At 66.5% G+C, this 26,944-nt stretch carries 26 protein-coding genes; 3 read left to right on the top strand and 23 right to left on the bottom strand.

Annotated elements, in window-relative coordinates; all coding sequences use genetic code 11:
* Positions 1-64: 64 nt before the first annotated feature.
* The 16 genes from ACSQ25_RS13800 to ACSQ25_RS13875 form a co-directional block, all read right to left on the bottom strand.
* The gene (locus ACSQ25_RS13800) at positions 65-1,144 is read right to left on the bottom strand and encodes a tetratricopeptide repeat protein (RefSeq protein WP_436106253.1); all 1,080 of its coding nucleotides are present in this window, start codon (positions 1,142-1,144) and stop codon (positions 65-67) included.
* Positions 1,141-2,031, bottom strand: coding sequence for an ExeA family protein (locus ACSQ25_RS13805; protein ID WP_436106254.1), 891 nt, complete (start codon positions 2,029-2,031; stop codon positions 1,141-1,143). Before ACSQ25_RS13805 ends, ACSQ25_RS13800 begins: the two co-directional genes overlap by 4 nt.
* Complete coding sequence (mshL, locus tag ACSQ25_RS13810; RefSeq protein ID WP_436106255.1) at positions 2,031-3,818, bottom strand: pilus (MSHA type) biogenesis protein MshL; 1,788 nt, start codon at positions 3,816-3,818, stop codon at positions 2,031-2,033. Before mshL ends, ACSQ25_RS13805 begins: the two co-directional genes overlap by 1 nt.
* Positions 3,819-3,829: 11 nt before the next feature.
* A complete protein-coding gene (locus ACSQ25_RS13815) occupies positions 3,830-4,186 on the bottom strand; it encodes a hypothetical protein (RefSeq protein ID WP_436106256.1) in 357 nt (118 codons plus the stop codon).
* Positions 4,183-4,890: a hypothetical protein gene (locus tag ACSQ25_RS13820; protein WP_436106257.1), complete on the bottom strand. Its 708-nt coding sequence runs from the start codon at positions 4,888-4,890 to the stop codon at positions 4,183-4,185. Before ACSQ25_RS13820 ends, ACSQ25_RS13815 begins: the two co-directional genes overlap by 4 nt.
* Complete coding sequence (locus tag ACSQ25_RS13825) at positions 4,887-5,522, bottom strand: PilN domain-containing protein (protein ID WP_436106258.1); 636 nt, start codon at positions 5,520-5,522, stop codon at positions 4,887-4,889. The genes ACSQ25_RS13820 and ACSQ25_RS13825 overlap by 4 nt, the downstream gene beginning before the upstream one ends.
* Positions 5,519-6,454 carry a type IV pilus biogenesis protein PilM gene (gene pilM / locus ACSQ25_RS13830; protein WP_436106259.1) on the bottom strand — a complete coding sequence of 312 codons (936 nt, stop codon included), beginning with the start codon at positions 6,452-6,454 and terminating at the stop codon, positions 5,519-5,521. The genes ACSQ25_RS13825 and pilM overlap by 4 nt, the downstream gene beginning before the upstream one ends.
* A 140-nt stretch (positions 6,455-6,594) precedes the next feature.
* Positions 6,595-9,591 (bottom strand): DUF6701 domain-containing protein, encoded by a 2,997-nt coding sequence (locus ACSQ25_RS13835; protein ID WP_436106260.1) that lies wholly within the window; start codon positions 9,589-9,591, stop codon positions 6,595-6,597.
* Positions 9,588-10,040: a pilus assembly PilX family protein gene (locus tag ACSQ25_RS13840; protein WP_436106261.1), complete on the bottom strand. Its 453-nt coding sequence runs from the start codon at positions 10,038-10,040 to the stop codon at positions 9,588-9,590. The genes ACSQ25_RS13835 and ACSQ25_RS13840 overlap by 4 nt, the downstream gene beginning before the upstream one ends.
* Complete coding sequence (locus ACSQ25_RS13845; protein ID WP_436106262.1) at positions 10,037-10,918, bottom strand: prepilin-type N-terminal cleavage/methylation domain-containing protein; 882 nt, start codon at positions 10,916-10,918, stop codon at positions 10,037-10,039. Before ACSQ25_RS13845 ends, ACSQ25_RS13840 begins: the two co-directional genes overlap by 4 nt.
* An 8-nt stretch (positions 10,919-10,926) precedes the next feature.
* Positions 10,927-11,520 carry a type IV pilus modification PilV family protein gene (locus ACSQ25_RS13850; RefSeq protein WP_436106263.1) on the bottom strand — a complete coding sequence of 198 codons (594 nt, stop codon included), beginning with the start codon at positions 11,518-11,520 and terminating at the stop codon, positions 10,927-10,929.
* Complete coding sequence (locus ACSQ25_RS13855) at positions 11,510-12,043, bottom strand: pilus assembly FimT family protein (protein ID WP_436106264.1); 534 nt, start codon at positions 12,041-12,043, stop codon at positions 11,510-11,512. The genes ACSQ25_RS13850 and ACSQ25_RS13855 overlap by 11 nt, the downstream gene beginning before the upstream one ends.
* Positions 12,044-12,097: 54 nt before the next feature.
* Entirely contained in the window at positions 12,098-12,565 is a 468-nt protein-coding gene (locus ACSQ25_RS13860; RefSeq protein WP_436106265.1) for a type II secretion system protein, read from the bottom strand.
* A 46-nt stretch (positions 12,566-12,611) separates the two neighbouring features.
* The gene (locus tag ACSQ25_RS13865; RefSeq protein ID WP_436106266.1) at positions 12,612-13,118 is read right to left on the bottom strand and encodes a hypothetical protein; all 507 of its coding nucleotides are present in this window, start codon (positions 13,116-13,118) and stop codon (positions 12,612-12,614) included.
* Complete coding sequence (locus tag ACSQ25_RS13870; RefSeq protein ID WP_436106267.1) at positions 13,118-14,359, bottom strand: type II secretion system F family protein; 1,242 nt, start codon at positions 14,357-14,359, stop codon at positions 13,118-13,120. The genes ACSQ25_RS13865 and ACSQ25_RS13870 overlap by 1 nt, the downstream gene beginning before the upstream one ends.
* Positions 14,359-16,062: a GspE/PulE family protein gene (locus ACSQ25_RS13875; protein WP_436106268.1), complete on the bottom strand. Its 1,704-nt coding sequence runs from the start codon at positions 16,060-16,062 to the stop codon at positions 14,359-14,361. The genes ACSQ25_RS13870 and ACSQ25_RS13875 overlap by 1 nt, the downstream gene beginning before the upstream one ends.
* A 159-nt stretch (positions 16,063-16,221) precedes the next feature.
* On the opposite strand from ACSQ25_RS13875, the gene ACSQ25_RS13880 reads away from it, so the two are divergent.
* The 3 genes from ACSQ25_RS13880 to ACSQ25_RS13890 all read left to right on the top strand — a co-directional run bounded on the left by ACSQ25_RS13880 (position 16,222) and on the right by ACSQ25_RS13890 (position 19,326).
* A complete protein-coding gene (locus ACSQ25_RS13880) occupies positions 16,222-16,932 on the top strand; it encodes a histidine phosphatase family protein (protein WP_436106269.1) in 711 nt (236 codons plus the stop codon).
* 72 nt (positions 16,933-17,004) lie between these two features.
* On the top strand, positions 17,005-18,069 hold the full coding sequence (locus ACSQ25_RS13885) for a phosphotransferase (RefSeq protein ID WP_436106270.1): 1,065 nt from the start codon (positions 17,005-17,007) through the stop codon (positions 18,067-18,069).
* A 24-nt stretch (positions 18,070-18,093) separates the two neighbouring features.
* Entirely contained in the window at positions 18,094-19,326 is a 1,233-nt protein-coding gene (locus ACSQ25_RS13890; protein ID WP_436106271.1) for an acyl-CoA dehydrogenase family protein, read from the top strand.
* 181 nt (positions 19,327-19,507) lie between these two features.
* On the opposite strand, the gene ACSQ25_RS13895 is transcribed toward ACSQ25_RS13890, so the two are convergent.
* The 7 genes from ACSQ25_RS13895 to ACSQ25_RS13925 all read right to left on the bottom strand — a co-directional run bounded on the left by ACSQ25_RS13895 (position 19,508) and on the right by ACSQ25_RS13925 (position 26,923).
* Positions 19,508-19,966: a MaoC family dehydratase gene (locus ACSQ25_RS13895; protein ID WP_436106272.1), complete on the bottom strand. Its 459-nt coding sequence runs from the start codon at positions 19,964-19,966 to the stop codon at positions 19,508-19,510.
* Entirely contained in the window at positions 19,959-20,426 is a 468-nt protein-coding gene (locus ACSQ25_RS13900; RefSeq protein WP_436106273.1) for a MaoC family dehydratase, read from the bottom strand. Before ACSQ25_RS13900 ends, ACSQ25_RS13895 begins: the two co-directional genes overlap by 8 nt.
* A gap of 9 nt (positions 20,427-20,435) precedes the next feature.
* Entirely contained in the window at positions 20,436-21,575 is a 1,140-nt protein-coding gene (locus ACSQ25_RS13905) for an acyl-CoA dehydrogenase family protein (protein WP_436106274.1), read from the bottom strand.
* Positions 21,576-21,585: 10 nt separating this feature from the next.
* Entirely contained in the window at positions 21,586-22,788 is a 1,203-nt protein-coding gene (locus ACSQ25_RS13910; protein ID WP_436106275.1) for an acyl-CoA dehydrogenase family protein, read from the bottom strand.
* Between the two features lie 122 nt (positions 22,789-22,910).
* On the bottom strand, positions 22,911-23,615 hold the full coding sequence (locus ACSQ25_RS13915; RefSeq protein WP_436106276.1) for a PEP-CTERM sorting domain-containing protein: 705 nt from the start codon (positions 23,613-23,615) through the stop codon (positions 22,911-22,913).
* Positions 23,616-23,943: 328 nt separating this feature from the next.
* Positions 23,944-26,241, bottom strand: a complete 2,298-nt coding sequence (locus tag ACSQ25_RS13920) for a carboxy terminal-processing peptidase (RefSeq protein WP_436106277.1) — start codon at positions 26,239-26,241, stop codon at positions 23,944-23,946.
* Between the two features lie 160 nt (positions 26,242-26,401).
* Complete coding sequence (locus ACSQ25_RS13925; RefSeq protein WP_436106278.1) at positions 26,402-26,923, bottom strand: hypothetical protein; 522 nt, start codon at positions 26,921-26,923, stop codon at positions 26,402-26,404.
* Between the last annotated feature and the right edge of the window lie 21 nt (positions 26,924-26,944).

A 26,944-nucleotide genomic window follows, 5' to 3' on the forward strand; every position in this document is an offset into this window, starting at 1 on the left:
ACTATCGGTCGAGTCGCCGCAACGCACGCCGGAGTTGAACGCGCGGACGGCGAAGCCGTCCACCCTACCGAACCAGCTGCTTGAGCTTGCGCTCCACGAAACCTTGCAGCTCCGGCGTCAGCGTCCCGCTGTCGAGCGCCTTCTGGAAGGCCCCGGCAGCTTCCGGGTTGCGCTTCTCACTCTGCAGCGAGATGCCCAGCCCCATCCACCATACCCCGTTGTGCGGCGCCGTGCGCAGCGCCACTCCGTAGTGCTCGGCCGCCTCGCGGTGGCGTCCCTCGCGCTGCAGGGCGCCGGCCAGGAAGCCATGGTATTCGCCGTTGCCCGCCGCGTAAGGCAAGGTGCGCAGCAGCGTATCGATGCCGGGGCTGCCGCGCTCCATCTGCAGGCGCGCCATCAGCATCGCCATCGCCGGCTGGCGCGCGTCGAGCGCCAGGGCGGCGCCGAGCTGGCGCAGCGCTTCGTCCGGGCGCTTCGCTTCGATCAGCAGGCTGACCAGGGTCTGGCGCGAGGGTTCGTGGCGCGGATCGACTTTCAAGGCTCCCTGCAGGCCGGCGATCGCCTCGGTGACGCGGCCGTCGTCGAGGCTGGCCAGTGCGCGCCGGTAGGCATTCTCGGCGCGCTGCGCCGGGGTCTCGTCCCGGCCGCCCTTCGCGGCAGGCGCCGGCGCCGCGGCTTTCACCGCCTTCGGCACCGGTTTGCGCTCGGCCGGCTGAACGGCCTTGGCCAGCTTGGGCGCGGCCGGCTTGTCGGCCTTGGCCACCGCTCGCGGCGCTTCCTCCGCCGGCGCAGGCTCGGCGGCCATCGGCGCCTCGACAGGCGCAGCCGAGGCGGCGGCATCCTGGCGTGGCGGCACCGGAATCTCGAGGGCAATCACGGGCGCCACTTCGGCGGGTTTCACAGGCACGGCAGCTGCCGCCGGAGCCGCCACCTGGGCGGGCGCCGGCTTCTGTCCCAGCAAGCGCCAGCCGGCCAGGCCCGCCGCCACCAGTGCCACGGCGACGCCGCCGACGACGGCGACGCGCTTCCAGGGCAGGCTGCGCTCCGTCGGCGCAACCGGCCTGATGTCGGACGGAAGCGGCGCCGCGCCGGGCTGTCCGGCGCGCGCATCCAGGTCCTGCAGCATCTTGTTGATCAAACTCATCGTGCAAACGCCCATGCCAGGCCGGCGGCCGCCGATGCGGCCACGGCGCCCCCGGCCAGCCAGGCATTGATGGTGCGCTGCACGCCGATCGTATCACGCGCCGCCGTGGCCACATGGCTGCCCGCGACTTCGCGCTTGCCCTGGCCGTAGCTGAGCATCATGGCCTTGTGCGCCATGATGTTGACCAGGCGCGGCACGCCGCCGCTGGCGCGGTACAGCCCGCGGATCGCGGAGCGGGTGAACAGGCGCGCGCCGGTGAAGCCGGCCACGCGCAGACGGTGCGCCACGTAGTAATCCAGGTCGTCGCGGCTGAGCGCGCCCAGGTGGTAATGGAAGGTGATGCGCTGGGCCAGCTGGCGGATCGATTCCAGTTCCAGCTTGCGGTTCAGTTCCGGCTGGCCGAACAGGACGATCTGCAGCAGCTTGCGCTTTTCGGTTTCCAGGTTGGTCAGCAGGCGCAGGGCTTCCAGGCTCTCCACGGGAATCGCCTGGGCTTCGTCCAGGCACAGGACCACGCGCAGGTCCTGGCCCGCCAGTTCCAGCAGGCGCAGGTTGATCGCCTTGAGCAGCTGGTGCTGGTCGACGTCGCGCTCGAGCACGATTTCCAGTTCGTCGGCCAGGGCCAGCATCAGGGTGCGCGGCTCCAGGTAGGGATTCGGGATGTAGGCGGTGACGAAGCCCTCGCCCAGCGTGGCCATGAATTTGCGGCACAACAGGGTCTTGCCGGTGCCGACCTCGCCCGTGATTTTGATGAAGCCTTCGCCGCTGCGCGCCGCCACCAGCAGGGTGTTCAAGGCTTCCTGCGAATGCGCGCTGCCGAAGAAGAAGCTGGTATCCGGGGTGATCCCGAAAGGCAGCTCGCGCAGGCCAAAATGGGCCGCGTACATTACTTGCGCTCCCGGGTCCGCGGGTCCAGTGCCTCGATGCGCCGGCTCGAATCCAGCAGGTCCTGGCTCCAGTCGTTGGCGCCTTCGACAATCGTCGGCTTGATCAGCACCACCAGCTCACGCTTCTGGCTGACGCGTTGCTTGTTGCGGAACAGCGCGCCCAGCACCGGTACTTTGTCGGCGCCCGGCAGCTGGTCGACATCGCCGCGCGACACCTGGCGCATCAGGCCGCCGATCGCGACCACCTGGCCGCTCTGGCCGCGCACCAGGCTGTCCAGCTCCGAGGTCTCCGACGCCGCCAGCGGCAGGGTCAGGGTGCCGGCCGAACCGAGATCGACGTTCTTGGTGACGGTCGAGACCTGGCTCACCGACGGGTGCACGTGCAGCAGGATGTTGCCCTTGTCGTCGATCTGCGGCGTCACGTCCAGCACCACGCCCGAGAAGAAGGGCTGCAGGGTCACGCTCGGCGTATTGGTGGTGCCGTTGTCGTTGCTGTTGATGGTGTTGGTTACGCCGGTGACGAAGAACTCGTCGGTGCCGATCTTCAGCACGGCCTTCTGATTGTTCATCGCCGCCACGCGCGGGCTGGACAGCACGTGCACCTGGCCCTGCGACTCCAGGAAGGAAATCAGGGCGGCGAAGTTATTCGTCTGGAAGGCGAAGCCGAACAGCGAACCGGCCGCGGTGGCCGCATTCGACAGCGAGAAGCCGGTGCTGGCGGCCAGGCCCTGGCCATTGTTGATCAGCCCCGGCTGGCCGCCGGTGTACGGCAGCGGCGCCAAGCTGGCGCCCGGCGCGATCATCCCGCCCGAAACGCGGTTCGGGTGCGAGCTCTTGATCGAGGCGAAGGAAGCCCAGTTGATCCCGCTCTGGAAGCTGTCGTTCAGCTCCACCTCGAGGATCTTGGCTTCCAGGATCACCTGGCGGTCGACCGCCAGCTGGGTCGCCTTGAGGTAGGCGTCCACGCTGCGCAATTCATCCGGCATGGCGCGCACCACCAGCACGCCCGATTGCGGGCTGATGACGACGCTGCGCCCGCCCTCCTTCGAGCCCACGATGGCTTCCAGCGCCAGCTTCAGCTCGCCCCAGAAATCGTTGTCGGAGGTGGTGCGGATGTCGGTGCTGTCGACCTGGGCGTTGCCGTTGCCGAGCGTGTCCGGCCCGTTGTTGGCGCCCTGGTTGCCCTGGCCGCTCCCCTGGTTGTTGCGGTTGCCGGTTCCTTCCCGGCCCGCGTTCGCGACCGAGGTCGAGCTGACCCGCAGGTTCGAGCTGCCGCGCCGCTTGGCGGTCAGGTAGTTCACCTGGAACATCCGGGTCTGCATCGTCAGCGGGCGGATCGTGATGCGGGTGCCGTCGATCCTGTAGTCGTAGCCGTACATCTCGCGGATCGCTTCCAGGGTCTCGGCGATGGTCACGTCCTTCAGGTTGGCGCTGATGCTGCCGCTGACCTCGGGATGGACCAGCATGTTGTAGCGGGTCCCGGCCACGATCGAGCGGAAGAACTGCTGCGCCGGCACATTGTTGAAGGCGACGTTGAAACGTTCCTCGAGGGCCGGCCTGGCCTTCGGCAGCTGGCTGGCGAGCGCGCTGGGCGGGGGCAGCAGCGCGTTGGCGACGGCGTCGTCGACCGCCGGCGCAGCCGCCGGGCGGGCCTGGGCCTTGGCCATCTCCTTGCCGATCGCATCATAGGTCTCGTGCTGCCCCGTACTCTGGCAGCCGGCCAGCAGCAGCGCGCCGGCGACGGCACCCGACAACAGGGAGAGCTTGATCATCGTGGTCCTGGTCATCGAAGGCTTCGTCATTGGGCCGCGCGGGTCATGCCCGCGACGGCGTCAGCCGCCGCATCCAGGCGCAGCACCTGGCGTTCGCGGCCGCGCACCAGCTCGACCTCGTTCTGGGTCATGCGCGCCACGCGGGCACCACGGAAGCTGTCGCCCAGGCGCACCGTCTCGCCGTCGATCACGGCGACATGGCGTCCGCCGCTGCGCGGCGCGATCAGCACCGACTGCAGGCGCGGCAGGCCGTCGGCGGCGCCCTCGGGGCGGCTCACATCGAAGGCGGCCGGCGGGCGGGTCGGATCGGCCAGGGTCTGCGCGGCGGCCGGGAGGCCTGCATACAGCAGGCCGGAGACGATTGTCAGGGTGAGTTTTTTCACAGCTTCATCCATTTGCGGTCCAGACTCAGGGTATAGAGCGTGAGCGTCAGGCGCGACGCCGGGTACTCTTCCACGTCGAGCTGCGCCCTGCCCCAGAACAGCCGGGTCGGCATCGCTTCGAGCGCGCTCATGTAATCGACCATGTCGAGATAATTGCCGCGCACGGTGACTTCGACGCCGTGGCGGTACAGCAATTCAGGGGTGGGGGCGGCGCCGGCCGCCGCGGGAGCGGGAGCAGGAGCAGGAGCAGAAACGGCCTGCGGCTCCGCGCCCAGCGCCGTCATCGATTCGACCGGCAGCGTGCGCATCGACACCAGCTTCAGGCGGGCATTCGCGCGCAGGATGGTGTCGACCAGCGGGGCCATGCGCTCGGGCGGCACCAGGCCGTGTTCCATGGCCAGCAGCGAGTCGCCCAGGGCAGCGGTCTCCTGCCTGATGGCTTCCAGCTTCTCGCGCGCCGGGGCATCCGGATCGACCTGGTAGGCCAGCACCTTGGCGGTGATCTCGCCGTCCAGGCCCATCAGGTTGTTCTGCTGCTGGCCGATCTGGGTGCGCAGCGCGGCGTGCTCGCGGTAGATCGGTCCCAGCACGACGGTGTGGCCGATGAAGACGATGACCGCGGCGACGGCGGCGAACAGCAGGCCGCGCTCGCGCAGGGTCAGCGCGTCGACGCGCGCCATCAGGGCAAGGAGGCGCTGTTTCATTTGCGCGGCTCCTCGGGCACCGACTGCAGGCTGAACTCGACCCAGGGCGCGGCGGCGGGCTTGCCGTCCGGGCCGTTGACGGCTGCGGGCTGGCTGATCGACAGGCTGGCGAAGGATTTCCCCTGCATCAGCGGCTCCCCGGTCAAGCGCGACAGGTAGCCCGGTATGGTGGCGGGGTCGGTGGTACGTCCGCGGATGCCGATGTCCCTGCCGCCGCCGGATACGGAGACGTTGGTGAGCCACAGCCCGGTTGCGCTCTGGCGCGCCAGAGCCTTGAAGTAGCCGGCATAGCCGGCGGTGTCGCCCAGCTCGCCGCGCTCGATCACGCGCGAGATGTTGCGCAAGGCCGCGAGCTGGACCTGGGCCTCGGCGATCTCGGCGTCGATCTCCTTGTTCTTCTGGCGCGGCGCGAACTCGGCGCTGACGCCGGCCAGGCGCGCCTGCTTCCGTTCGAGGCGTTTGGCGCCGGCATCGGCCTCGGCCTGCAAGGACGTCGTCTGCACTCTGCCGTAGCTGGCCAGCGCGGCCAGGCCGGCCGCCAGCACCAGCAGCGAGAACGCCATCGTGGCCGCGGACAGCACCTTCTTCTGCGGCTCGAATTGCGGGTTGAACAGGTTGATCTGCTGGCTCATGCCGCCTCCTCCGTGCGCAGGGCGGCGCCGAGCGGAATGAAGAAGCGCTGCTGCATGGCGGCGTCGAGCAGGTCGGGCGTGCTGCTCAGGTCGAACACCTTGGCCAGGTCGAGCGTCTCGACCGGTGTGTACAGGTTGCTCGACAGGTAATCGTCGAGGCCGCTCACGCTCGAGGGCCCGAGCAGCAGCTTGGCGATGCTGATGAAGGAAAACTGGCGCTCGAAGTTGTCGAGCGAGCGCTGCAGTTCCAGGGTGATGCGGTCGAAGCTGGCGTGCTTGCGGTCGTGGTCCGGCTCGAGCAGCTGGTCGAGGGTGACGTCGATCCGGCGCGACAGGTAGAGCTCGCCGCGATAGGTCACGGTCAGCAGGCCGCCATCCGGGCTGAACGACAGCATGGCGATGCCGCGGCTTTCAGGCGCGAGCATGGCCGAGATATTGCGCTGTGCCATTTCGGGAATGTCGATCACGCTGAGCCCGACCTTCGCATCGCGGAACAGCTGCTGGCGCGGCTTGACCACGCTATTGCGGGCTGCCACCACGAATACCGACTGCTGGGCGCGCATCTGGCTGGCGTCGACCGGGATGTCGAGCACGTCGACGGTCGCCTCGTCGACGGGGAAGTCGAGGATGTCCTTCAGGCGCCAGCGCACCGCGGTCTTCATTTCCTCGCGCGGCACGTTGGGCGCCTCGAGGCTGATCAGCTGGTATTCGCCGGGGCCGAGCAGGGTCACGCAGCGGTAGGCATTGGCTTGCCCTTCGCGCGCGGCCTTTTCCAGGGCCTCCACGTCGGGTTTGCCGGGCAAGAAATGGGCGAAGCGCACGAAGGGCATGCCCTCCGTGACCGGCTTGATGCTGGTGGCCACCACCGCGTCGTCGAGGACAGCAATGGTCAGCCAGCCATCTTTTTTCTTGGCTCTCTTAAAAAAACGCATGCAAGCGGTCTGTAATCCCGGAAATGATTTCGGTACGGCAAAGACTTGATTATATTCAAGCCGAGCCTCATGGGATCACAAAATCTAGACTTGACCCTCAAAACAAGCAGTTTTTAGGGCCGCTTTGCCACGTTTATTTGTCAATACATCTCGCGCACGTAAATAACCGGGCTTTTGAACTGCCCGAAGCTCACGCGGCCGAAGGTACTCGGCAGGTATTCCTCGCCATTGATGAACAGGTCGACGTTGCCGGTCCGGTCTCCGACCGGCGCCAGGATCAGGTTGGCTTTGCCGTCTTTGAGCATCGGCAGCGCGACCTGCTCGGTGCCGGATTTCGTGCCGGCGACCATGACGACGCTCATGTCGCAGGCGCCGTTCGCCGCCGTGTTCAGGCGCAGGCTGCGGCGGCATTCGGAAAACTCCACCGTCCCCATGACCGGCTCCGTTTGCTCGGCCAGGCTGTTCGCCTCCCAGGCGCTGCCGCTCCAGTACTGCGCGCGCAGCGGCACCGGCGTTTTCGCCAGCGGCGTGCCGAGCGTATTGCCCACCATGAGGCGGCCGTTGATCACCATCATGCCGCCTTCAACCGACGGGGTGCCCGCGCGCAGCGAACTGATGGTGTGCGGCTCGGCGCCGGCCGCGGTCTTGCGCAGCTCCGGCGCGCTGGCCCGCACGTGCACGGCGGTCGGCACGGTCCAGTTGCGGGTGCCGGCCTTGGCGTCGTAGCCCGTGGCCAGCCGGTAGGCGACCTGGCGCTCGGTCGCAGCGGCCGGGTCGGCGCCCTTGCTGAATTTGTCGAGTTCCTTGCCGGTTTCACCGGGCATGCTGACGGCGGTCAGGGTAATGGCCGGCACCAGGGCATCCTTGAACTTCTGCAGCACCTGTCCATTGCGTCCGTAGGCGCGGACGATGGCATCGAAAGACTGTTTCGAGAAGCTTGCGCGGGTCACCAGCTGAGGGGCATCCGCCGGGCATCCCATGCGCTTGAGGCAGCCGAAGCCGCCATCGGTTTCGGTCCTGAAGTAGGCGGGATAGAAACGGCCGACGGTCACGAAATCGGTCGCCAGCGTGACGCTGCTGCCCAGGTAGCCGTTCAGGCTGGTCTTGAGCCGGGCCGTCCCCGCCTCGTTCCACACAAAGCCACGGGACAGTGTCCCCGCGCTGACATTCCATTCGCTTTGCGACTCCAGCAGCCTGGTTTCGAGGTCATCCCCATCCACCAGGACTTCCAGCTTGCCGGCCAGTGCGAACTCGCCGGACTCGCGACCGAAGTTCTGCATGACCGTGTTCCCGTCCACCCCGTAGGCGGACACGACGACCTGGAAGGGCTCGCCGGCCTCGGCAAAGCCCGCTTCCGTCAGCGCCGAACTGCCGGGGTTGAGCACGCCATCGCCGCGCCTGTAGGCGGCCTTCAGGGAGCTCGGGAGCGAACTGAAGCTGCTGGCGATGACATTGCCGACGGCGTCACGCATGCGCAGGGTTACCCGTCCCACGTCCGGATAATGGAACTCGTAGGGCTTCGACACCTCGTTCGCCGCGAACTGGAGAGTGGCCGCCGCACCGGCGCTGCCGGCCGGCGTATCGTTCGCCACGCAGTCGCCCAGCGGTTTGCCTGCATAGCTGGCGTCGGTGCCCGCCGTCGTGGTCGGGTTATTGCATTCGAGGCTGAAGACGACGTTTACGTTGGTCGCGCCGGTCGTGCTGGGCGCCTTGGCGACGCCGCTCTGCGCGCTGGTGATGTAGATCGTGGGCTTGCTGCCGGCCAGCACCGGTCCCGTGAACCGGGCGCAGCCCTCGCCCGAGGGCTTGATCACCGCATTCGCCAGGCAGGGGCCGGTGGTGAACACATACGCATCCCGGCTGACCGGCAGGCCGCCGGTATCGCCTTCGACCGTCGACTTGTTGTTGCCGGGGACGCCATCGGCCGTTCCCGACACCTCGGCGGTGTTGGTGACCTTGCCGTCGGTGGTGATCTTTGCCTTGATCTGGACGCTGGCGCCGGCGCCGGGGGCCAGGGGCTTGTTGTACTTGCAGGTGACCGTCCGCTCGGCGAGCGTGCAGGTCCAGTCGGTACCGCTGGCCGACACATAGGTCAGCAGGCCCGACAGCGTGTCCCGGACCACCACGTTGGCGTCGGCACGGGCACCCTCGTTGCTCACGGCCAGGGTATAGGTGATCTCGTTGCCGAGCTTGAATTCTCCGGCTTGAGTCTTCTTGATGGACAGGTCGGCCGGCTTCGACGGCAGGGCGACGATGGCAGTGCCGAGCAGTACCCGGTCGTTCGCGGTCGTGAACACCGCCTTGGCATCGCCGGTCGACGCGGGAGGACCGGGAAGATCGAAGACGTCGAAGTCGATGCCGCCCGAATTTTCGTCGAAGTTGGCGCTGCTCTTGGAATTGAAGGCATTGTCCTTCTGGACGTAGGGCGAGTAATGCACCACCTGGTCCGCGAACGTGACATAGTCGCCCTTCTGCTGGCCGGTCTTGTCGCCTTCCCAGACGATGTAGGCGAAGCGCCCGGAACCGGTGTTCACGGCAGGCGGCGTATAGTCGGGCATCTGCACCGTCAGGCTGGTGTTCTTCACGGCCTGCAGGCCTTCGTACACATTCACCGTGCGGTAGCGCTCGGACGCGTGGGAGTACACCACGGCGAGCGCGAAACCGGCCACGATCGCGTTTTCCTTCTGCTTGTTCGAGCAGTAGATGTCGGCCGTGGACACACTCAGGCCGGCGAAGGTGAACGAAGTCTTGCCCTGCACCAGCGCGGTCACGTCCGCTGCGCCGGCGAAGTAAGTCAGGCCGTCGATCGACGAACTGTAGCGCCGTTCCGCCGGCGCGGTCACCGCGCTGCCATTCAAGGACACTTCGGTATCGATCGCACCGGTGCCGGCCCAGTACAGGGTGGCCGAGACCACGCTGCTCCCGGTGGGCAGCGTGATGCCTGCCTGTGCGCTGCTGGTCAGGTCGCACACCTTGGCGCCGCTGCTTTTGCTCTGCAGGCTGGCCTGGGTGCCGGCGAAATTGAGGTTGCCTTCGAAGGACTTGGTCAGGGCCAGGGGTTCGGCGGCGGCCGGTGCGGCCAGGACGCCGAGTCCGGCGCACAGCGCCATGCGGGTGAAGTTCAGCAGCGTTCTCATATCTCTACCTCGAGCCGGCGTTGTACGTAATCGGGATTGTTCGGGGCTTGCTGGCCGCAGGCGCCTTCGACCGGCTGGTTGCAGGCCACGGCACGGAGGCGCCAGCGCATCACCGGATCGCCGTCGGCGTTCTTCATCTCGTTGAGCGGGATGCAGCCCACCGTCACGCGGAAGCTGCCCAGGGTGCTGGTGGCGGGAAAGCCGAAGGACGTGCCGTCCACGCAGCGCCCGTGGCGCAGCTGTTCGTACAGCCCCCACTCGATGCCGGCGCGCGCCGCCTGGTAGGCCTTGGCGCCCTCGAGGTCGAGGTTGGCGCTGGCCTGCTGCGAGGTGAACAGGGTGACCGAGGCCACCCCGAGACCGGCCAGCACGACCAGCAGGAAAATCGCGGTGACCAGGCCGACACCGGCCTGGCGCGAACGGAGAACAAACTGTGCGATCGGCTTCATGGGGTGTTGTCCACGTGGACCTGGCTGACCAGGCGGACCAGGGCATCGCTGTCCTCGCCGACCCGCAGCGCCAGGTTCAGGATCACCAGCGCGCTGCGCCGGGTGGCGTCGCTGCCGTAGCGGAAGATCTGGCTGCAGTCGGCCACGTGCGAGGCGATCACGGCGCGCTGCGGCTTGCCTTTTGGCGGCGCGTTCTGGCCGGGCGAGATCGCGTAATCCCAATAGCGCACCAGTTCGTTGCCCCCGTTTTGCAGGGGCTCGCAGGCATAGCTGACCGGACCGGTCACGACCTGGAAGCGGTCGCTGGGCGATCGCATCGGCATGGTCTGGGTGGCGAAGGGATTGCTGTCCATCGTCACGATCGGATTGTCGGGCGAGGCATAGTCGACGGCGGCGACCCGCTCGATGTTCCTGCCCTTGGCGCCGGAGCTGTACTGATAGGCGTCCGACTCGAGATCCGCGGCCCCACCGCCGACGTTGTAGACGACGATGAAGTCGCCCTTCTCGATGCGGCGCATGGTGCCGCCCACGGCAGTGAAGCTGCGGTTCGTTTCGTTGTCGAAATCGAGGACGGGGAATTTGTCCACGTCGTCGTCCATGGTCAGGTAGCGTCCGCCCGTCCTGGTCAGCAGGAATTCGACCGCGCTGCCCTCGTCGTTGACGCGCACGCTGTTGGGCAGCGCCAGGCGCAGGTCGCGCGCCATGCGGCGCAGCGCCAGGTCGGCCTCGTCGGTCGCGGCGGCACGCGCGGCGGTATCGACGTAGCCCTGCACCGGGGCGCGGATGAACACGGCGACGATGGCGCCGATGATGCCGATGATGACGATCACCAGGACCGCCTCGACCAGCGTGAAGCCGCGCGCGCGGCCGGTAGTCATCGGCGTCTTCATAGGAAATTCGGCGCGTAGCGCGTGCGGTAGCCGTCGAGCACGATGCTCTCGCCGTCGTAGCGGACTTCGACGCGGATGCGCAGCACGTCGACGTCGGCCGAGGCTGGATTGGCAATGGGGATGCCGCCGATCGATTCCGGCGTGATGCTGACGCTGGCCGTATAGCCTTCGACGTTCATGGGCTCGCCGTTGGCGTCGGTCAGCTTGCCGTCGGCATTGTTGAAAGCGTTCACAGCGCCGTTGGCGGCCGCCGCATAATCGTTGATGTTGTCGAAGGGGCGCTTGCCGCCCGCTTCCGGGCCCCAGTTCTCGGGCACGTCGCAGTCCGCGCTGCCATTGACCGCCTCGTCGCCGGCCTTGTCGGCGGTCGGGTCGCAGTAGGTGAAGCGCGCCAGCTGGACTTCCTCGAGCAGGCCTTCGGCGATCATCAGGGCCTGCTTGCGGCGCAGCGGATCGGCGCTGGCCTTGGTGGTGAGGTTCAGGACGCCGACGATGCCGGCCAGCGCGACGCCGATGATCATGATGAACATGATCAGCTCGATCATGGTCAGGCCCGCCTGGAAGCTTGTGCGCGCCGGCTTACTGGACATAGCCGGTTTCCTGGTTCACGGACACGGTGCGGGTTTCGCCGGGGCTGGCGATGGTCATGACGAGGCCGTCGAACTTGCCGCTGGTCGCGATCGGGCGCCCCAGGGCATCGAAGCTGAATTCGGTCATGGCCGCGGACAGCGAGACCTGCACACCCTCAGGCAAGCCGAGGCAGAACCAGCGCTCATCCTGGCAGTGGGTTTCGGAAGCGGCGCCCCCGATACCGCTGGCGGGTGCGGCGACCCGGTTCGCGGCTGCGCAGTTGCCCTGCGGCTTGTCATAGCAGAGGGCGATCCGGTTGTCGTCGAGTTGGACGAAGACGGGGGTGTTGCGCGCGATAGCCGCCTTCTGGGCGTAGCGCAGCAAGGCGCGGGTCTGGTCCGCGAAAGCATCGGCGTCGAAACCGCTGCGCTCGAAGAAGCGGCTGCCGGCGACGGCTGCCAGGATGCCGGCGAGGACCATCACGATGATCAGTTCGACCATCGTGAAACCACCCTGGCGCGCCATGTTGAAACGATGGTTCATCGGTTCATCATCACTGTCCAGGGTGAGAGTTCCCAGCGAAGCTGGGACGGTCGATTACTTGCAATCCAGACCGGTAACGTCCGCGATCACCGGTGCGCTGGTCGACGTTGCCTGGGTGTAGGTGAATGCGCACTTGCTCTCATCGGCTGCGCCCTTCACCTTGAAGGTCTGAACGCCGCCTGCTGCTACGGTGCCGAAATCGTAGTCGGTCGCGCTCAGGCCAGCAACCTGAGCCAGCGAAGCGCCGGCACTTGGGTAACCATCGTCCAGGCTGACGGTCACGCCTTCCATGTTGATCGTCGACTGTGTATGGTTCTTCACCAATACCTTCGCATGCACCAGCGAGGAAGCCGAAGACACGGCGCCTTTGGCGGCCTTCAGGCTGGCCAGACGGGCATCAGCACCCAGGTCGGCAAACTTCGGCAGCGCGGTCGCAGCCAGGATGCCCAGGATCACGATCACGACGATCAGTTCGATCAGGGTGAAACCGCCCTGCGCGCCCTTGCTGGAATATTTGTTCATGTAATTCTCTCCGTAGAAATTGTGCGGGTGAGCCCGCGGTCTTGGGTTATTGGTTTCCGGCCCCGACTTCGTCGATGACCAGGGCGCCGAGCTTCCGGCTCCGCCCGCTATTACCGGCCGGATAATTCGAACTGGATAATTCTACCTTGAACTTGAGCAAGTTAGATGTCCCAGAAGAAAAAGTGTCGCTACTTAGCAAATAATTGACAGTGCGATCAGTACGGTCGAAGAACCATGCGCCACGCCGTAATGTCGCCAGGTCGGGCGAGTAGTACTCGCCAAGATAGTTCGCTGGCTTTCTGGCAAGCCAGGTCATCGGGTTCTCTTGCAATAAGGCAACTAAAGCTTCCTGTCCGCCCGCCGCTCCGGACTGGGCCGCCCGCGCCGCCATGGCAGTGCGCAGCGCCCCCACCACGTGGTATGCGGCGGTCCGCTCGGACTGCGCGCGCCACTCGAGCAGCCGTCCGAGCAGCACCCCCGCCAGCAGCGCCGTCACGATGGCGCAGACGGCGAACTCGAAGCGGGTCGCTCCCCGGGCCCGGATGAGCCGCATCAATTCCCTCCGTGCAGGGCAGCCTTGCCCAGGTCCCAGATCGGCAGGAAGATGCCCAGCGCCAGGATCAGCACCATCACACCGAGGAAGGTGATCAGGATCGGTTCGATCTGGCTCGACAGGGTCTTCAGTTCGTAATCCACCTCGCGCTCGTACATCTGCGCGATCTCGTCCATCAGCTCGTCGAGCGAGCCCGATTCCTCGCCCACCGCGATCATCTGCAGCACGATCGGGGTGAACACGTTGGCGGCCACCGAGGTGCGCAGGATGCTCTCGCCGCGCTCGACACCGTCGCGCATGCCCTCGATGCGTGAGCACAGGTAGGCGTTGTCGGCGGTCTGCGACACCACCGTCAGGGCCTGCACGATCGGCACCCCGCTGCGGGTCGAGAGCGCGAAGCTGCGCGCGAAGCGCGCCATGGTCGCCTTGTGGATGATCTTGCCGGCGATCGGCAAACGCAGCTTGTACTGGTCCCAGGCCATCCGGCCCTTGCTGGTTGCGACCCAGCTGCGGAAGCCGAACACCGCGCCGCCTACCATGGCCAGCATGGCCGGCCAGTAGGCGACCGTGAAGTTCGAGGTCGCCAGCAGGATTCGGGTCATCAGCGGCAGCTCGGCCTTGAAAGACTTGAACACCGACGCGAACTGCGGTATCACGAACGCGTTTACGATCACCATCGCGATCGCCATCGCGATCATGACGAAGGTCGGATAGCGCAGCGCGGTCTTGACCCGCTCGCGCATGTCGCGGTCGAACTCGAGGTGGTCGAACAGCCGCAGGAAGACTTCTTCCAGGCGGCCGGTCATCTCGCCCACCCGCACCATCGACAGATAGAAGGTGTCGAAGACCTTGGGATGGCGCGCCATCGCGGTCGACAGCTCGCGGCCGGCGTCGAGCGACTCGCGCAGGTCCTTGATGATCTTGCCGAAGGATTTGTTGATGGCCGATTCCTGCAGGCCGGCCAGGCCGCGCATGATCGGCACGCCGGACTTGAGCAGGGTGTAGATCTGGCGGCTGAACAGCTGGACGTCCATCGACGTGACCTTCTTCTCGTTCAGTCGCGCCAGCAGGCCCTCGCCGCCCGCTTTCGAGCCCGGGCCCTTGCGGCTGGGGCTGATCTCGATCGGCGTGGCGCCGCTGCCGAACAGCTGGTCGGCGATGGCGCCGCTGTCGGCGCCTTCGAGGATGCCCTGCAGGAGTTCGCCGGCGCCGTTGCGCGCCTTGTAGGAAAAGTAAGGCATCAGTCGTCGTACTGGTTACTGATGCGCATCGCCTCGGCGATGGTGGTCCTGCCCTGCACTGCCAGGCTGACGCCGTGGCGACGCAAGGTCTCGCCCTCCATCTCGGCGTGGGCCACTTTCAGGAAGTGCCCCGGGTCCGGATGGTTGGCCGCCTCGGTGACGGCGCGCGTCATCTCGAGCAGTTCGTAGACGCCGGTACGGCCGCGGAAACCGGTGCCGTTGCAGTGCGAGCAGCCCTTCCCGTGGAAGAAGGCCGTGGTGGCCGCACGCTCGCCCAGTTCGGAACGCAGCCAGGTCACTTCGCCCGGGGTCGGCTGGTAAGGCGTGGTGCAGCTTTCGCAGATCACGCGCACCAGGCGCTGGGCCAGCACCGCCTGCAGCGAGCCGCCCACCATATAGCGCGGCACGCCCATGTCCATCAGGCGCAGCGGGGTCGAGGCGGCATCGTTGGTGTGCAGGGTCGAGAGCACCAGGTGGCCGGTCATTGCGGCGCGCAGGCCGATCTGGGCGGTTTCCTGGTCGCGCATCTCGCCGACCAGCACGATGTCCGGGTCCTGGCGCAGCGCGGAGCGCAGCACGCGCGCGAAGGACAGGTCGATCTTGTCGTTCACCTGCACCTGGTTGATGCCCTTCAGGCGGTATTCGACCGGGTCCTCGACCGTGATCAGCTTCTTCTCCACCGAGTTCAGCTCGGACAGCGCGCTGTACAGGGTGGTGGTCTTGCCGGAACCGGTCGGGCCGGTGACCAGCACCAGGCCGTTGGGACGCTGCACCAGCGCGCGGAATCGCTCGACGATCCGCGGCGGCATGCCGATCGCGTCCAGGCGCAGCGTGGTGCCGCCCTGGTTCAGCAGACGCATGACCACCGATTCGCCGTACTGGGTCGGCATGGTCGAGATACGCACGTCGATGCGCTGGTTGCGCACCTTGACCGCGAAGCGGCCGTCCTGCGGCAGGCGCTTTTCCGAGATGTCGAGGTCGGCCATCAGCTTGAGGCGCAGCGCCAGCGGCGTGGCCACCTTGAGGTCGGCCTCGGTCTGCAGGTGCAGCACGCCGTCGATGCGGAAGCGGATCTGCAGGCGGCCGTCCTGCGGCTCGATGTGGATGTCGGAGGCGCGCACCTGGGCGGCGTCGTCGAACACCGACTGCAGCAGCTTGACGATCGGCGCCTCTTCCAGGCCTGGGTTGGCGGCCAGCGCGCCGAAGTCGATCGAGGTGTCGCCCAGGTCCTGCTCGACCTCGCGCGCGAAGTCGGTGATCTGGTCGGTGCGGCGGTAGATGCGGTCGATCGCGCCCACCACCTCGGTCTCGTTGACCACGGCCAGTTCGACGGTCTTCTTGAGCAGGCGCGCGATCTCGTCGTAGGCGAACAAGTCGGTCGGGTCGGAGACACCCACCAGCAGGGTTTCGCGGCGGTCTTCCAGCACCAGGGCGCGGAAACGGCGCGCGGCCGTTTCCGGCAGCAGGCGCACCAGTTCGGCGTTGATGTTGTAGAACTTGAGATTGATGTAGGGGATGTTCAGCTGGCGCGCGAGTGCCCCCGAGATCTGGTCTTCGGTGACGAAACCGCTCTCCACGAACACGCGGCCCAGCTTGCGCCCGGTGCGCTTCTGGTCCGCCAGCGCCTGGTTGAGCTGCTCTTCCGACAGCAGTTTCTGCTGGATCAGCACCTCGCCGAGGCGAATTTTTTCCGGCCTTGCCATGACATCCCTTGTTTTATTACTTGCAGCGAATATTTTATGCCAGAACATACAAAAATTGACTGCCGGAATTATCGATAGTGACGAAAAGTGTCGCCGTTTCGCCTCGATGAAATGGCATCGCGTGTAAGATGGCCAAGAAAAAACGACAAGGACGCCCCCATGGATGAGCCCCGCACACCGGCGCAGCGTCGCCGCATCTACCTGATGCGGCACGGCAGCGTTACCTATTTCGACGACACCGGCCGCCCCCATCTTCCCGAGACCGTGGCACTGAACCCGGCCGGCCAGCTCCAGGCCGACGCTGCCGGCCACGCCTTCCGCGAGGCCGGCGTGCGCTTCGACCGCGTGATCGTCTCCGGCCTGCCGCGCACCGTGGAAACGGCCCGGCGGGTGCTGGCGGCGAGCGGCCAGCCGATCGAAGCGGAGACCTGGCCGGACCTGCACGAGATCCGCGGCGGCCGCCTGTCCGCGATTCCGACCGATGAACTGAAGCGCGCCTTCACCGGCGCCTTCGAGGGCCTGGTGGACGAGGACCAGCGCTTCCTCGGCGGCGAATCGGTGGGCGAGATGATGGACCGGGTCCATCCCGCCATCGCGCGGCTGCGCGCGGACCGGGACTGGGACACCCTGCTGCTGGTGCTGCACGGCGGCGTCAACTGCGCGATTTTGTCGCTTGCCCTGACCGGCCAGCGCCTGTTCCTGGGCGGGCTGGCGCAGGCGGCCGGCTGCATCAATGCGCTCGACGTCGGCGACGACCCGGCCGACTGGGTGGTCCGCTTCGTCAACTACGTGCCGCCGGGACCGCTGCAACCGGATGCGCGCGCCACCACCATGGAGCAATTGTTCGCCCAATACAGCAAAGGCAGATAGGCGCATTCAAAAATAGCACGGCCGTACGCTTCCACGCTAGAATAAAGAACAAAGCACAATCATGGAGACGCCATGTACGAGGAAATGATGGGCACCAAAGAGGTGTCCGAACGCCAGCGCTTCGACGTCGACGCCTTGGGCGCCTGGCTCGCCGCGCAGGTCGAGGGCTACCCCGGCGGTGCCCCGCTCGCCGAGCAGTTCAAGGGCGGCCAGTCCAACCCCACCTTCAGGCTCACCGCGGGCGGCCAACGCTACGTACTGCGCACCAAGCCCGGGCCGGCCGCCAAGCTGCTGCCCTCGGCCCATGCGATCGACCGCGAGTACCGCGTGATGACGGCGCTGCACGGTGCCGGCTTCCCGGTGCCGCGCCAGTACGCCTTGTGCCTGGACGAGGCCATCATCGGGCGCGCCTTCTACGTCATGGAGTGCGTCGAGGGCCGCGTGCTGTGGGACCAGTCGCTGCCCGGCATGAGCCCGAGCGAACGGGCCGCCATCTACGACGAACAGAACCGCGTGATCGCCAAGCTGCACACGGTCGACTACACGGCGGTCGGCCTCGCCGACTACGGCAAGCCGGGGAATTATTTCGCGCGCCAGATCGAGCGCTGGACCAGGCAGTACCAGGCCTCGGTTACCGAACCAATCGAGGCGATGGAGCGCCTGATCGAATGGCTGCCCCGGCACATCCCGCCCGGCGACGACACCAGCATCGTGCATGGCGACTACCGCCTGGACAACATGATCTTCCACCCGACCGAGCCGCGCATCCTGGCGGTGCTGGACTGGGAACTGTCCACCCTGGGCCATCCGCTGGCCGACTTTTCCTACCACTGCATGAGCTGGCACATCCCACCTGGGCGCTTCCGCGGCATCGCGGGCCTCGACCTGGCAGGGCTCGGCATACCCACCCTGGACGACTACGTGGCGCGTTATTGCGAACGCACCGGCAAGACGATCCGCGCCGAGGACTTCGACTTCTACCTGGCCTATAACATGTTCCGCCTGGCCGGCATCATGCAGGGGATCATGAAGCGCTACGTGGACGGCACCGCCGCGAGCGCCCAGGCCCTGGAGAACGGCAAGGCGGCGCGCCCCATGGCCGAGATGGCCTGGCAGTTCGCCTCGCGCAGCAACTGATCCCCCTATTGCAAGGACAAGCACATGGACTTCGCCTATTCGGAGCGCTGCAAGGAACTGCAGGCGCGCCTGCTCGCCTTCATGATTGATCACATTTATCCCAACGAGCGCGCCTTCAGCGAAGAGATCGCGGCCAATGCCCGCGACAAGGGCACGCGCTGGCTGCCGCTGGACCTGATCGAGCGCCTCAAGCCGCTGGCGCGCGAGGCCGGACTGTGGAATCTGTTCCTGCCGCGCTCCACCCGCGCGCCTGAAGGCCTGTCGAACCTCGACTACGCCCCGCTGTGCGAGATCATGGGCCGGGTGCCCTGGGCGCCCGAGGTCTTCAACTGCTCGGCGCCCGACACGGGCAACATGGAAACGCTGGAGCGCTACGCTTCGGAAGAGATCAAGAACACCTGGCTGGAGCCGCTGCTGCGCGGCGACATCCGCTCGGCCTTCGCCATGACCGAGCCCGACGTCGCTTCGTCGGATGCGACCAACATCGCCACCCGCATCGAACGTGACGGCGAGCATTACGTCATCAATGGCCACAAATGGTGGATCTCCGGCGCCGGCGACCCGCGCTGCAAGGTCTTCATCGTGATGGGCAAGACCGATCCGGCTGCCGCACGCCACCAGCAGCAATCCATGATCGTGGTCCCGGCCGACAGCCCGGGCATCAGCATCGTGCGGCCGCTGCCGGTGTTCGGCTACGACGACGCACCGCATGGGCATTGCGAGATCCGGTTCGAGAACGTGCGCGTGCCGGCCGCGAACATGCTGCTCGGCGAGGGTCGCGGCTTCGAGATCGCCCAGGGCCGCCTGGGGCCGGGCCGCATCCACCACTGCATGCGCGCCATCGGCGTGGCCGAGCGCGCCCTGGAGCTGATGTGCAGGCGGCTCGAGAGCCGGGTAGCCTTCGGGCGCAAGCTGTCGGACCAGGGCGTCTGGCGCGAACGCATCGCCGAAGCCCGCATCCGGATCGACACCGCGCGCCTGCTGACCCTCAAGACCGCCTATATGATGGACACGGTCGGCAACAAGGTGGCGCAGGCGGAGATCGCCATGATCAAGGTGCTGGCACCCAACGTGGCCCAGGACGTGCTGGATTGGGCGATCCAGGCCCATGGCGCGGCGGGCGTGTCGGATGAATTCCCGCTGGCTTACCAGTGGGCGGGGAACCGGGCGCTCAGGCTGGCGGATGGGCCGGACGAGGTGCACCGGAATGCCGTGGCGAAGCTGGAGTTGGCGAAGTACGCGGGGCCGCAAGCTTAGTTCAGCAGCGCACCACCTGCTGTACCGAAGTAGTCAGCCCGTCGCCCCGGCGAAGGCCGGGGCCCAAGTTTGCTCGCGTATCGGCTAACGCGGATTGCAGCACTACGCTACGGAATTGGATCCCGGCCTGCGCCGGGATGACGGATCTACTGCTAACTCAGGGAAGAACACTTTTTCCTAGTCAAACGTAAGCGCGCACCAGGAACTCGGCGGCGCAGACCGGCTTGGCGCCCTCGCCTTCCGGCTCGATCGTCACGCTCCACGTCAACTGCACCCCGCCCTCGATCGGCTCGCAGGCCGCGAGCAGCCAGCGCCCGCGCACCCGGCTCCCGCTCGGCAACGGCGCCGGGAAACGCACCCGGTTCAGCCCATAGTTCAGCCCCATGCGCATGCCTTCGATGACGAGCGCGCTCTCCAGCATCGCCGGCAGCAGCGACAGGGTCAGGAAGCCGTGTGCCACCGGTGCGCCGAAGGGCGACTCGCGCGCGCAGCGCTCCGGATCGACGTGGATCCATTGGCGGTCCTCGGTGGCCTCGGCGAAGGCATCGATACGCTCCTGCCCGACCGTGAACCAGCCTGATGCCGCCACTTCGGTGCCGACCAGCCGCGGCAGGTCGGCGAACGGGATCGATCTAGGCATCGCCCGCTCCCGCGGGACGGCGCCCGAACATGCCCATGCCCTCGATGGTGCAGACCTCTTCGCCGTGCTGGTTGGTGGCGATCCACTTCGACCACACCACGCCGCGATCCGGCTTCGAGTTCGAGGCCTTGACCTGGGTGGTGAGGTAGCGCACGCTGAGCGTGTCGCCGGCACGCACCGGGCGCAGCCAGCGCACGCCGTCCAGGCCTGGCGAACCCATGCTCGACGCGCTGCACATCATGCCGTCGACCACCATCCGCATCATCATGCTGCAGGTATGCCAGCCGCTGGCGATCACGCCGCCATAGATCGAGGCGGCGGCCGCGTCGCGGTCGACGTGAAAGGGCTGCGGGTCATACTCCCGCGCGAAGGCGATGATCTCTTCTTCGGTCACGGGGCGCTCGCCGAGCGCGATCTCCTGGCCGGGATAAAAATCCTCGAAATACCATTGACGCGTCATGTGCCCTCCTCAGGCAGCCTGCCGGAAGCCCGGCTGCGCCATGAAGCGCGCCAGGTGGTGGTCGCGGTCGCCCAGCGTCAGCTCGATCATCGACAGGCGCTTGAAGTAGTGGGCGGCCGCCAGCTCGTCGGTCACGCCCATGCCGCCATGCAGCTGCACCGCCTGCTGGCCGATGAAGCGGGCCGCCTGGCCGACGCGGTACTTGGCCGCCGACACCACGCGGCGGCGCTCCGCGCTGTCCCCGGCATCGAGCTTCACCGCCGCCAGCAAGGCCATCGAACGCGCCTGCTCCAGGTGGATGACCATGTCGGCCATGCGGTGCTGCAGCGCCTGGAACTTGCCGATCGGGACGCCGAACTGCTGGCGCGTCTTGAGGTACTCCAGCGTGGCATCGAACAGCGCTTCCATCGCGCCCAATGCCTCGGCGCACAGCAGGCCGGCGCCATAATCGGCCGCCGCTTCCAGGATGTCCCAGCCGGCGCCCGGCACGCCGATCATGGCGCTGGCGGGCAGTTCGACGCCGTCGAAGCGAACATCTGCAGCGCGCTGGCCGTCCAGGCTACGATAAGTCCTCAGCTGCACGCCGGGCGCATCGGCCGGTACTGCGAACAGCGTGATGCCGGCTTCGTCGCGCTGGCCGCCGGCGCTGCGCGCCGACACCACCAGCACGCCCGCCTCGAGCCCGTGCACCACCGCGCTCTTGGCGCCGCTCAGGCGCCAGCCGCCGCCGGCTTGTTCCGCGCGGGTGAGGATGTCGCGCAAGTCGTGGCGCGACTGCCGCTCGCCCAGCGCACAGGCCAGCTTCAGCTCACCGGCGGCGACCCGCTCGAGCAGCGCGCCGTGGGCGCCGCCCAGTTTCAGAAAGTGCGCGCCGAGCACCGTGGCGAGATACGGCTCCACCACCAGGCCGCGCCCCAGTTCCCGCATCACGACGAACAGGTCGACCGCCGTGCCGTCGAAGCCGCCCTGCTGTTCCGGCACCGGCAGCGCCGTCATGCCGAGCTCCACCAGCGTGGCCCAGGCCGCATCGGACGTCCCCTGTTCGGAGCGCACGATGGCGCGGCGCTGCTCGAAGCCGTAGTCGCGGCCGATCCAGCGCTTGAGCGCATCGGCGAACTGGAGCTGCTCTTCCTTGAAATCGAAGTTCATTGGGTTCTCCTTACAGCCCCAGGATCATCTGGGCGATGATGTTACGCTGGATCTCGTTCGAGCCTCCGTAGATGGAGGTCTTGCGGTAGTTGAAGTAATAGGACGCGAGCGGCGCCGCATCGTCGTCCCCGGCCACGCTTTGCTCGCTCTCGCCCTCCAGGTAGGCCGGGTCGAACGGCAGCGCCAGCGGGCCGGCCGCTTCCAGCATCAGCTCGGTCAGGGCCTGCTGGATGTCGGTGCCGCGCACCTTCAGCACCGAGGCTTCCGGCCCGGGCGCCTTGTTCCCCTTGGCCAGCACGCGCAACACGGTCATCTCCAGCGCCATCAGCTCGATCTCGAGCTCGGCGACCTTGGCGCCGAACAGCGGATCCTCGAGCAGCGGGCGGCCGTTCTTGTGCTCGCGCAGCGCCAGGCGCTTCAGGAAAGCCAGCTCGCGCTTGCTGCGGCCGACCGCCGCGATGCCGGTGCGCTCATGGCCCAGCAGGTATTTGGCATAGGTCCAGCCGCGGTTTTCCTCGCCGACCAGGTTGGCGGCCGGCACCCGGACATTGTCGAAGAAGACTTCGTTCACCTCGTGGTCTTCGTCCAGCATGATGATCGGACGCACGGTGACGCCGGGCGCATGCATGTCGATCAGGAGGAAGGAGATGCCCTCCTGCTTGCGCACCGACGGGTCGGTGCGGACCAGGCAGAAGATCATGTCGGCGTGCTGGGCCAGCGTGGTCCAGGTCTTCTGGCCGTTGACGATGTAGTGCTCACCCTCCGCGTCCACACCGCGCACGGCCGTGGTCTTGAGCGAAGCGAGGTCGGAACCGGAACCCGGCTCCGAATAGCCCTGGCACCACCAGTCTTCGCACGACAGGATGCGCGGCAGGAAATAGTCTTTTTGTTGTTGGCTGCCGAAGGCCATGATGACCGGCGCGACCATGTCGATACCGAATGGCATCACGCGCGGGGTGCCGGCGCGGGCGCATTCTTCTTCGAAGATGTGGCGCTGTACGGGCGTCCAGCCGGGGCCGCCGAATTCAGCCGGCCAGCCGGGCGCGACCCAGCCCTGTTCGGCAAGGATCCTGTGCCAGCGGACGAAGTCGTCCTTGCTCAGCCGCAGGTGCTTGAGCACCTTGGCTTGCAGGTCTTTCGGCAGGTGGGAATCGAGAAAGGCGCGGACCTGGTCGCGAAAGGCCAGGTCCTCGTCCGTGTAGTGCAGGTCCATGTCGTCTCCTTGTTGTCGCCGCCTAGAAAAGCACGATCGTTCACAAGGATTGTACCCGACAGTTTTGCCGTCCAGTCAAGAATTTTGAAACCATGCAGAGTGGATAGCCACCCTGCAGAGAATCAGCGGGTGCGGCGGCGGGCGACCGCGCCGGCGCCCATCATACCCAGCAGCATCAGCGCGATGCTCGATGGCTCCGGCACGCTTGCTTCCGGGGTGACCAGGGTCGGAATGGCCAGGCCCTTGTCGTTCGGCTTGTTGGCCTGTGGCGGGATGAAGATCACCTCCGGCTGATTGCCGTTGTCGCCGGCCTGGCCGCCGTTGCCGGTCGAACCCGTGCCGCCCGAACCGTTGCCGTTCGTGCCGCCCCCGTTGTTGCCGCCCCCGTTGCCGCCGCCGTTGCCGCCGCCGTTGGAGACGGTCTGGTTGCCGCCGCCGGCAACCAGTCCAGGCGCCGCGCTCCCACCATTCGAAATGATCGCACCTTCAGCGGAACCGACCACCGACGCGCCCAGACCTGCGGTGGCAGCCAGGATGCCATGGCCGGACGCCAGCAGGTAGTTCGCCTCGATGCCTTGCTGGAACACGAGCGACTGGCCAGCGCCGTTGCTTGAGACTTTACTGAAGAGCGCGTCTGCGAGGCTCGCACCGGCGCCGTGGGCCACGCCGGCGACGAGGTTGAGATTACTTTGCAGCACACCGGAACTCAGCACGTCGGTTCCATTAGCGGTGGTCCAACCGGACACGACGCCGGACGGCGGTGCGGCCTGGGTGGTAATGGTGTCGGCATGGGCAGCGGTTGCGCAGGCCAGAAGGCTAGCGATCACGAGGCGGCGGATTAGCATAAAGTTAACTCCTTGAGTGATGTTCAATTGTTTTTATTACAACCGTGGACTTATCCTATCACAAGTAAAAAAGAAGATCCTGCAAAACATTACTCAACCGTGCGCAGGGTATGGAACTGAGAAATCTGCTCGAAAAGCGGTAGGAACCGTCCTACCTGACCTGACCATAAGTCCACTTTTGTTCTACGTTTTGATGTCTTAATGGTTATTTGTGGCACCGCGCAGCGCGCCAAAGAAAATGGCCGGGGCCCGCTTTCGCGAGACCCGGCCATGGTGCCGGTTCAGCACGGGCGCGCCCGGCGCCCGGAGATCAGTTGCCGGCGCGCGGCGTCGCCATGTAAGGCATGGCCCGCGAGGCCATCCGCGTGTCGGTGCGCAGCATGCCCACCTCGTCGGCCAGGATGTTGGCGGCTTCCTGCAGCAGGATGTCCTTGGCGTCCTTGGCGGCCTTTTCTGCCGCCAGCTCCGCCTGCAGGTCGCGCTCGTCGTACTGCAGGCCATCGTCCTGGCGCGGCGAGCCGCGCACTGCGGTCACGGCCTTGGCCGGCTTGGTCGGCGCCGGCACCTTGCCGCGCGCTTCCTTGCCGGCCGGGCTGGCGGCCGGCTCGTCGGTGTTGGTGCCGCTGGCGCCGGCCAGGCGTGCTTCACGCAGCTTGGCGCGGGCATCCTGGGCGTCGCGTTCCTTGCGGCGCACCGCTTCGTTCAGCGAAATCGCGTTCTCCTTGCGGATTTTCAGGATTTCAGCGATGTCTTCCTGCAGGAACTGGAACTCCTTGTCCTTCGCGATACGGGCTTCGTGGCGCTTCTGCAGCGGGCCGATCAGCTCCTTGAGGTCGCCCGCGGCCGCATAGCTGGCCGGCTTGATCGCCACCCAGGGCAGCGCATTGTCGTAGGACGATTCGCCGAAGCTCTCGAGGTCGGACAGAAGCGGCAGCTTGATGTCCGGCGTCACGCCGCGCAGCTGGGTGGTGCCGCCATTGATGCGGAAGAATTGCGCGATGGTCATCTTGAGCTCGCCGTAGCGCACCTTCTCGGCCGGCGAGAAGCGGTCCAGGTCGATCAAGGTCTGGACCGTGCCCTTGCCGAAGCTCGGCTCGCCGATGACGATGCCGCGCCCGTAGTCCTGGACCGCGGCGGCGAAGATTTCCGAGGCCGAGGCGGAGCCGCGGTTGATCAGGACGCCCATCGGACCGTCCCAGGACAGGCCCGGCTGCTGGTCGGACTCGACCTCGATGCGGCCCTGGGCGTCGCGCTGCTGCACCACCGGTCCCTTGTCGATGAACAGGCCGGTGAGCTCGATGGCCTCGGTCAGCGAACCGCCGCCATTGTTGCGCAGGTCAATCAGGACGTTGTCGACCTTCTCTTTCTTGAGCTCGCCGAGGATGCGGGCCACGTCACGGGTCGCGCTGCGGTAATCCTTGTCGCCGCGGCGACGCGCCTCGAAGTCGAGGTAGAAGGTCGGCAGCGAGATGACGCCGACGCGGCGCTTGAAGGCGCCATCCTTGACTTCGATGATCGACTTCTTGGCGGCCTGCTCTTCCATGCTGATCTTCTTGCGCACCATCGACACCGTCACGTGCTTGGCGTCCGGACCGGCATCGCCCGGCAGCACGTCGAGGCGCACGGTGCTGCCCTTCTCGCCGCGCACCAGCTGCACGACGTCGTCGATGCGCCAGCCGAGCACGTCCGTGAACGGACCGTTGCCCTGCGCCACGCCGGTGATGCGGTCGCCCACCTTCAGCTTGCCCGACAGCGCAGCCGGGCTGCCCGGCACGATTTCGCGGATGACCGTGTATTCGTCGCGCGACTGCAGCACGGCGCCGATGCCTTCCAGCGACAGGCGCATGGCGATGTCGAAGTTGTCGGCCGAGCGCGGGCCCAGGTAGTTGGTGTGCGGCTCGATCGCGGTGGCATACGCGTTCATGAACATCTGGAACACGTCTTCGTTGTTCAGTTTGCGGATGCGGTTGACGTAGTTCTCGTAGCGCTTGTCGAGCGTCTCGCGGATGGCTTTTTCTTCCTTGCCCGCCAGCTTCAGGCGCAGCCAGTCGTTCTTGACGCGCTTGCGCCAGAGTTCGCGGACTTCGTCTTCGTTCTTGGCCCAGGGCGATTTTTCACGATCGAGCTCGATCGACTCGTCCAGGGTGAAGTCGGGCTTGGTCTTGAGCAGCTGGCGCGCGTAGTTCATGCGCTCGGTGAAGCGCTGCTGGTACAGGTTGTAGATGGCGAACGGAACGGTGAGATTCTCGTTGTTGATGGCATCGTCCATCTTGGTGCGCATCGGCGCGAACTGGTCGACGTCGGTCTGCACGAAGTACAGTTTTTCGCTGTCGAGCCCTTCGAAGAACTTATCGAAGATCTTGACCGACATGGCGTCGTCGAGCGGCACCGCCTTGTAGTGGTAGCGGCCGAGCACGCGCGAGGCCCACAGCGCCGCCTGGGTCTGTTCGGCGAGCGGTTTCAGCTGCAGCGTGGCGGCGGCCGACCCGGCGCCGGCGCCGGCAGCCTTGAGCGGCGCAACGGCGGCAACTTTCTCGGGCTGGGCAGTCACCACGTGGGCGGACATCGCGAAGGCCATTGCGGCCATGATCAGGTGGTGCTTCTTCATTCGTCGTCTCTCCGAAACGAAAATACAGTGCCTCGGCGCGACCGGCGAGGCAAGCCGGTCAATACGCCCTTCGTGGGCCATTCTACAGGAAGCTTGGGGGAGCCAGAGCCAGCATCTGCTGATTTACGCCCGCCAATTAAGGCTGGCATAAGCCAGGCATTCACCCTTTGACAAGCTGGAGCAATTCCGCGCGGTAATACATGGTCAGGCCGGCAAGCAACAGCACCGGAATCCAGGGCCAGGAGCGGGCCGCCAGGCGCCAGTCCACCGGCGAGGGCCAGAAGGACAGGAACTGCGGCGCCAGGAACAAGGCGAGCGCCAGGTCGAGCGGTTCGAACACGAGGCCATGGCGGGTGCGCCACCAGGCCACGGCAAAAGGCAGGCCCAGTACCAGCAGCGGCGCCAGCGCGCTGGGCGCCGCGTTGTACCAGCGCAGGTTGGCGAAGGTGACCGAGCCGAGTTCCCAGTTGTGCCCCTTCCCTGCTTTCTTGATGCGCTTCGGGATCACGCTCAGGCCGATGGGCTCGGCATTGGTGAGCAGGCCGACCGAGAAATGCGCCAGCTCGTGGCACAGGGTGCCGGCGGCGGTGAACAGAAAGAAGAAAGGATGCGCGCCCGAGCCGATCCACAGCAGCAGCGCCAGCGCGGCCGAGGGAAGCAGGTACAACAGCATGTCGCCCATGGAGAACCCGCCGCCGGCAGC

The organism is Massilia sp. LjRoot122 (genome assembly GCF_964252725.1).
Taxonomy (GTDB): domain Bacteria; phylum Pseudomonadota; class Gammaproteobacteria; order Burkholderiales; family Burkholderiaceae_D; genus Telluria.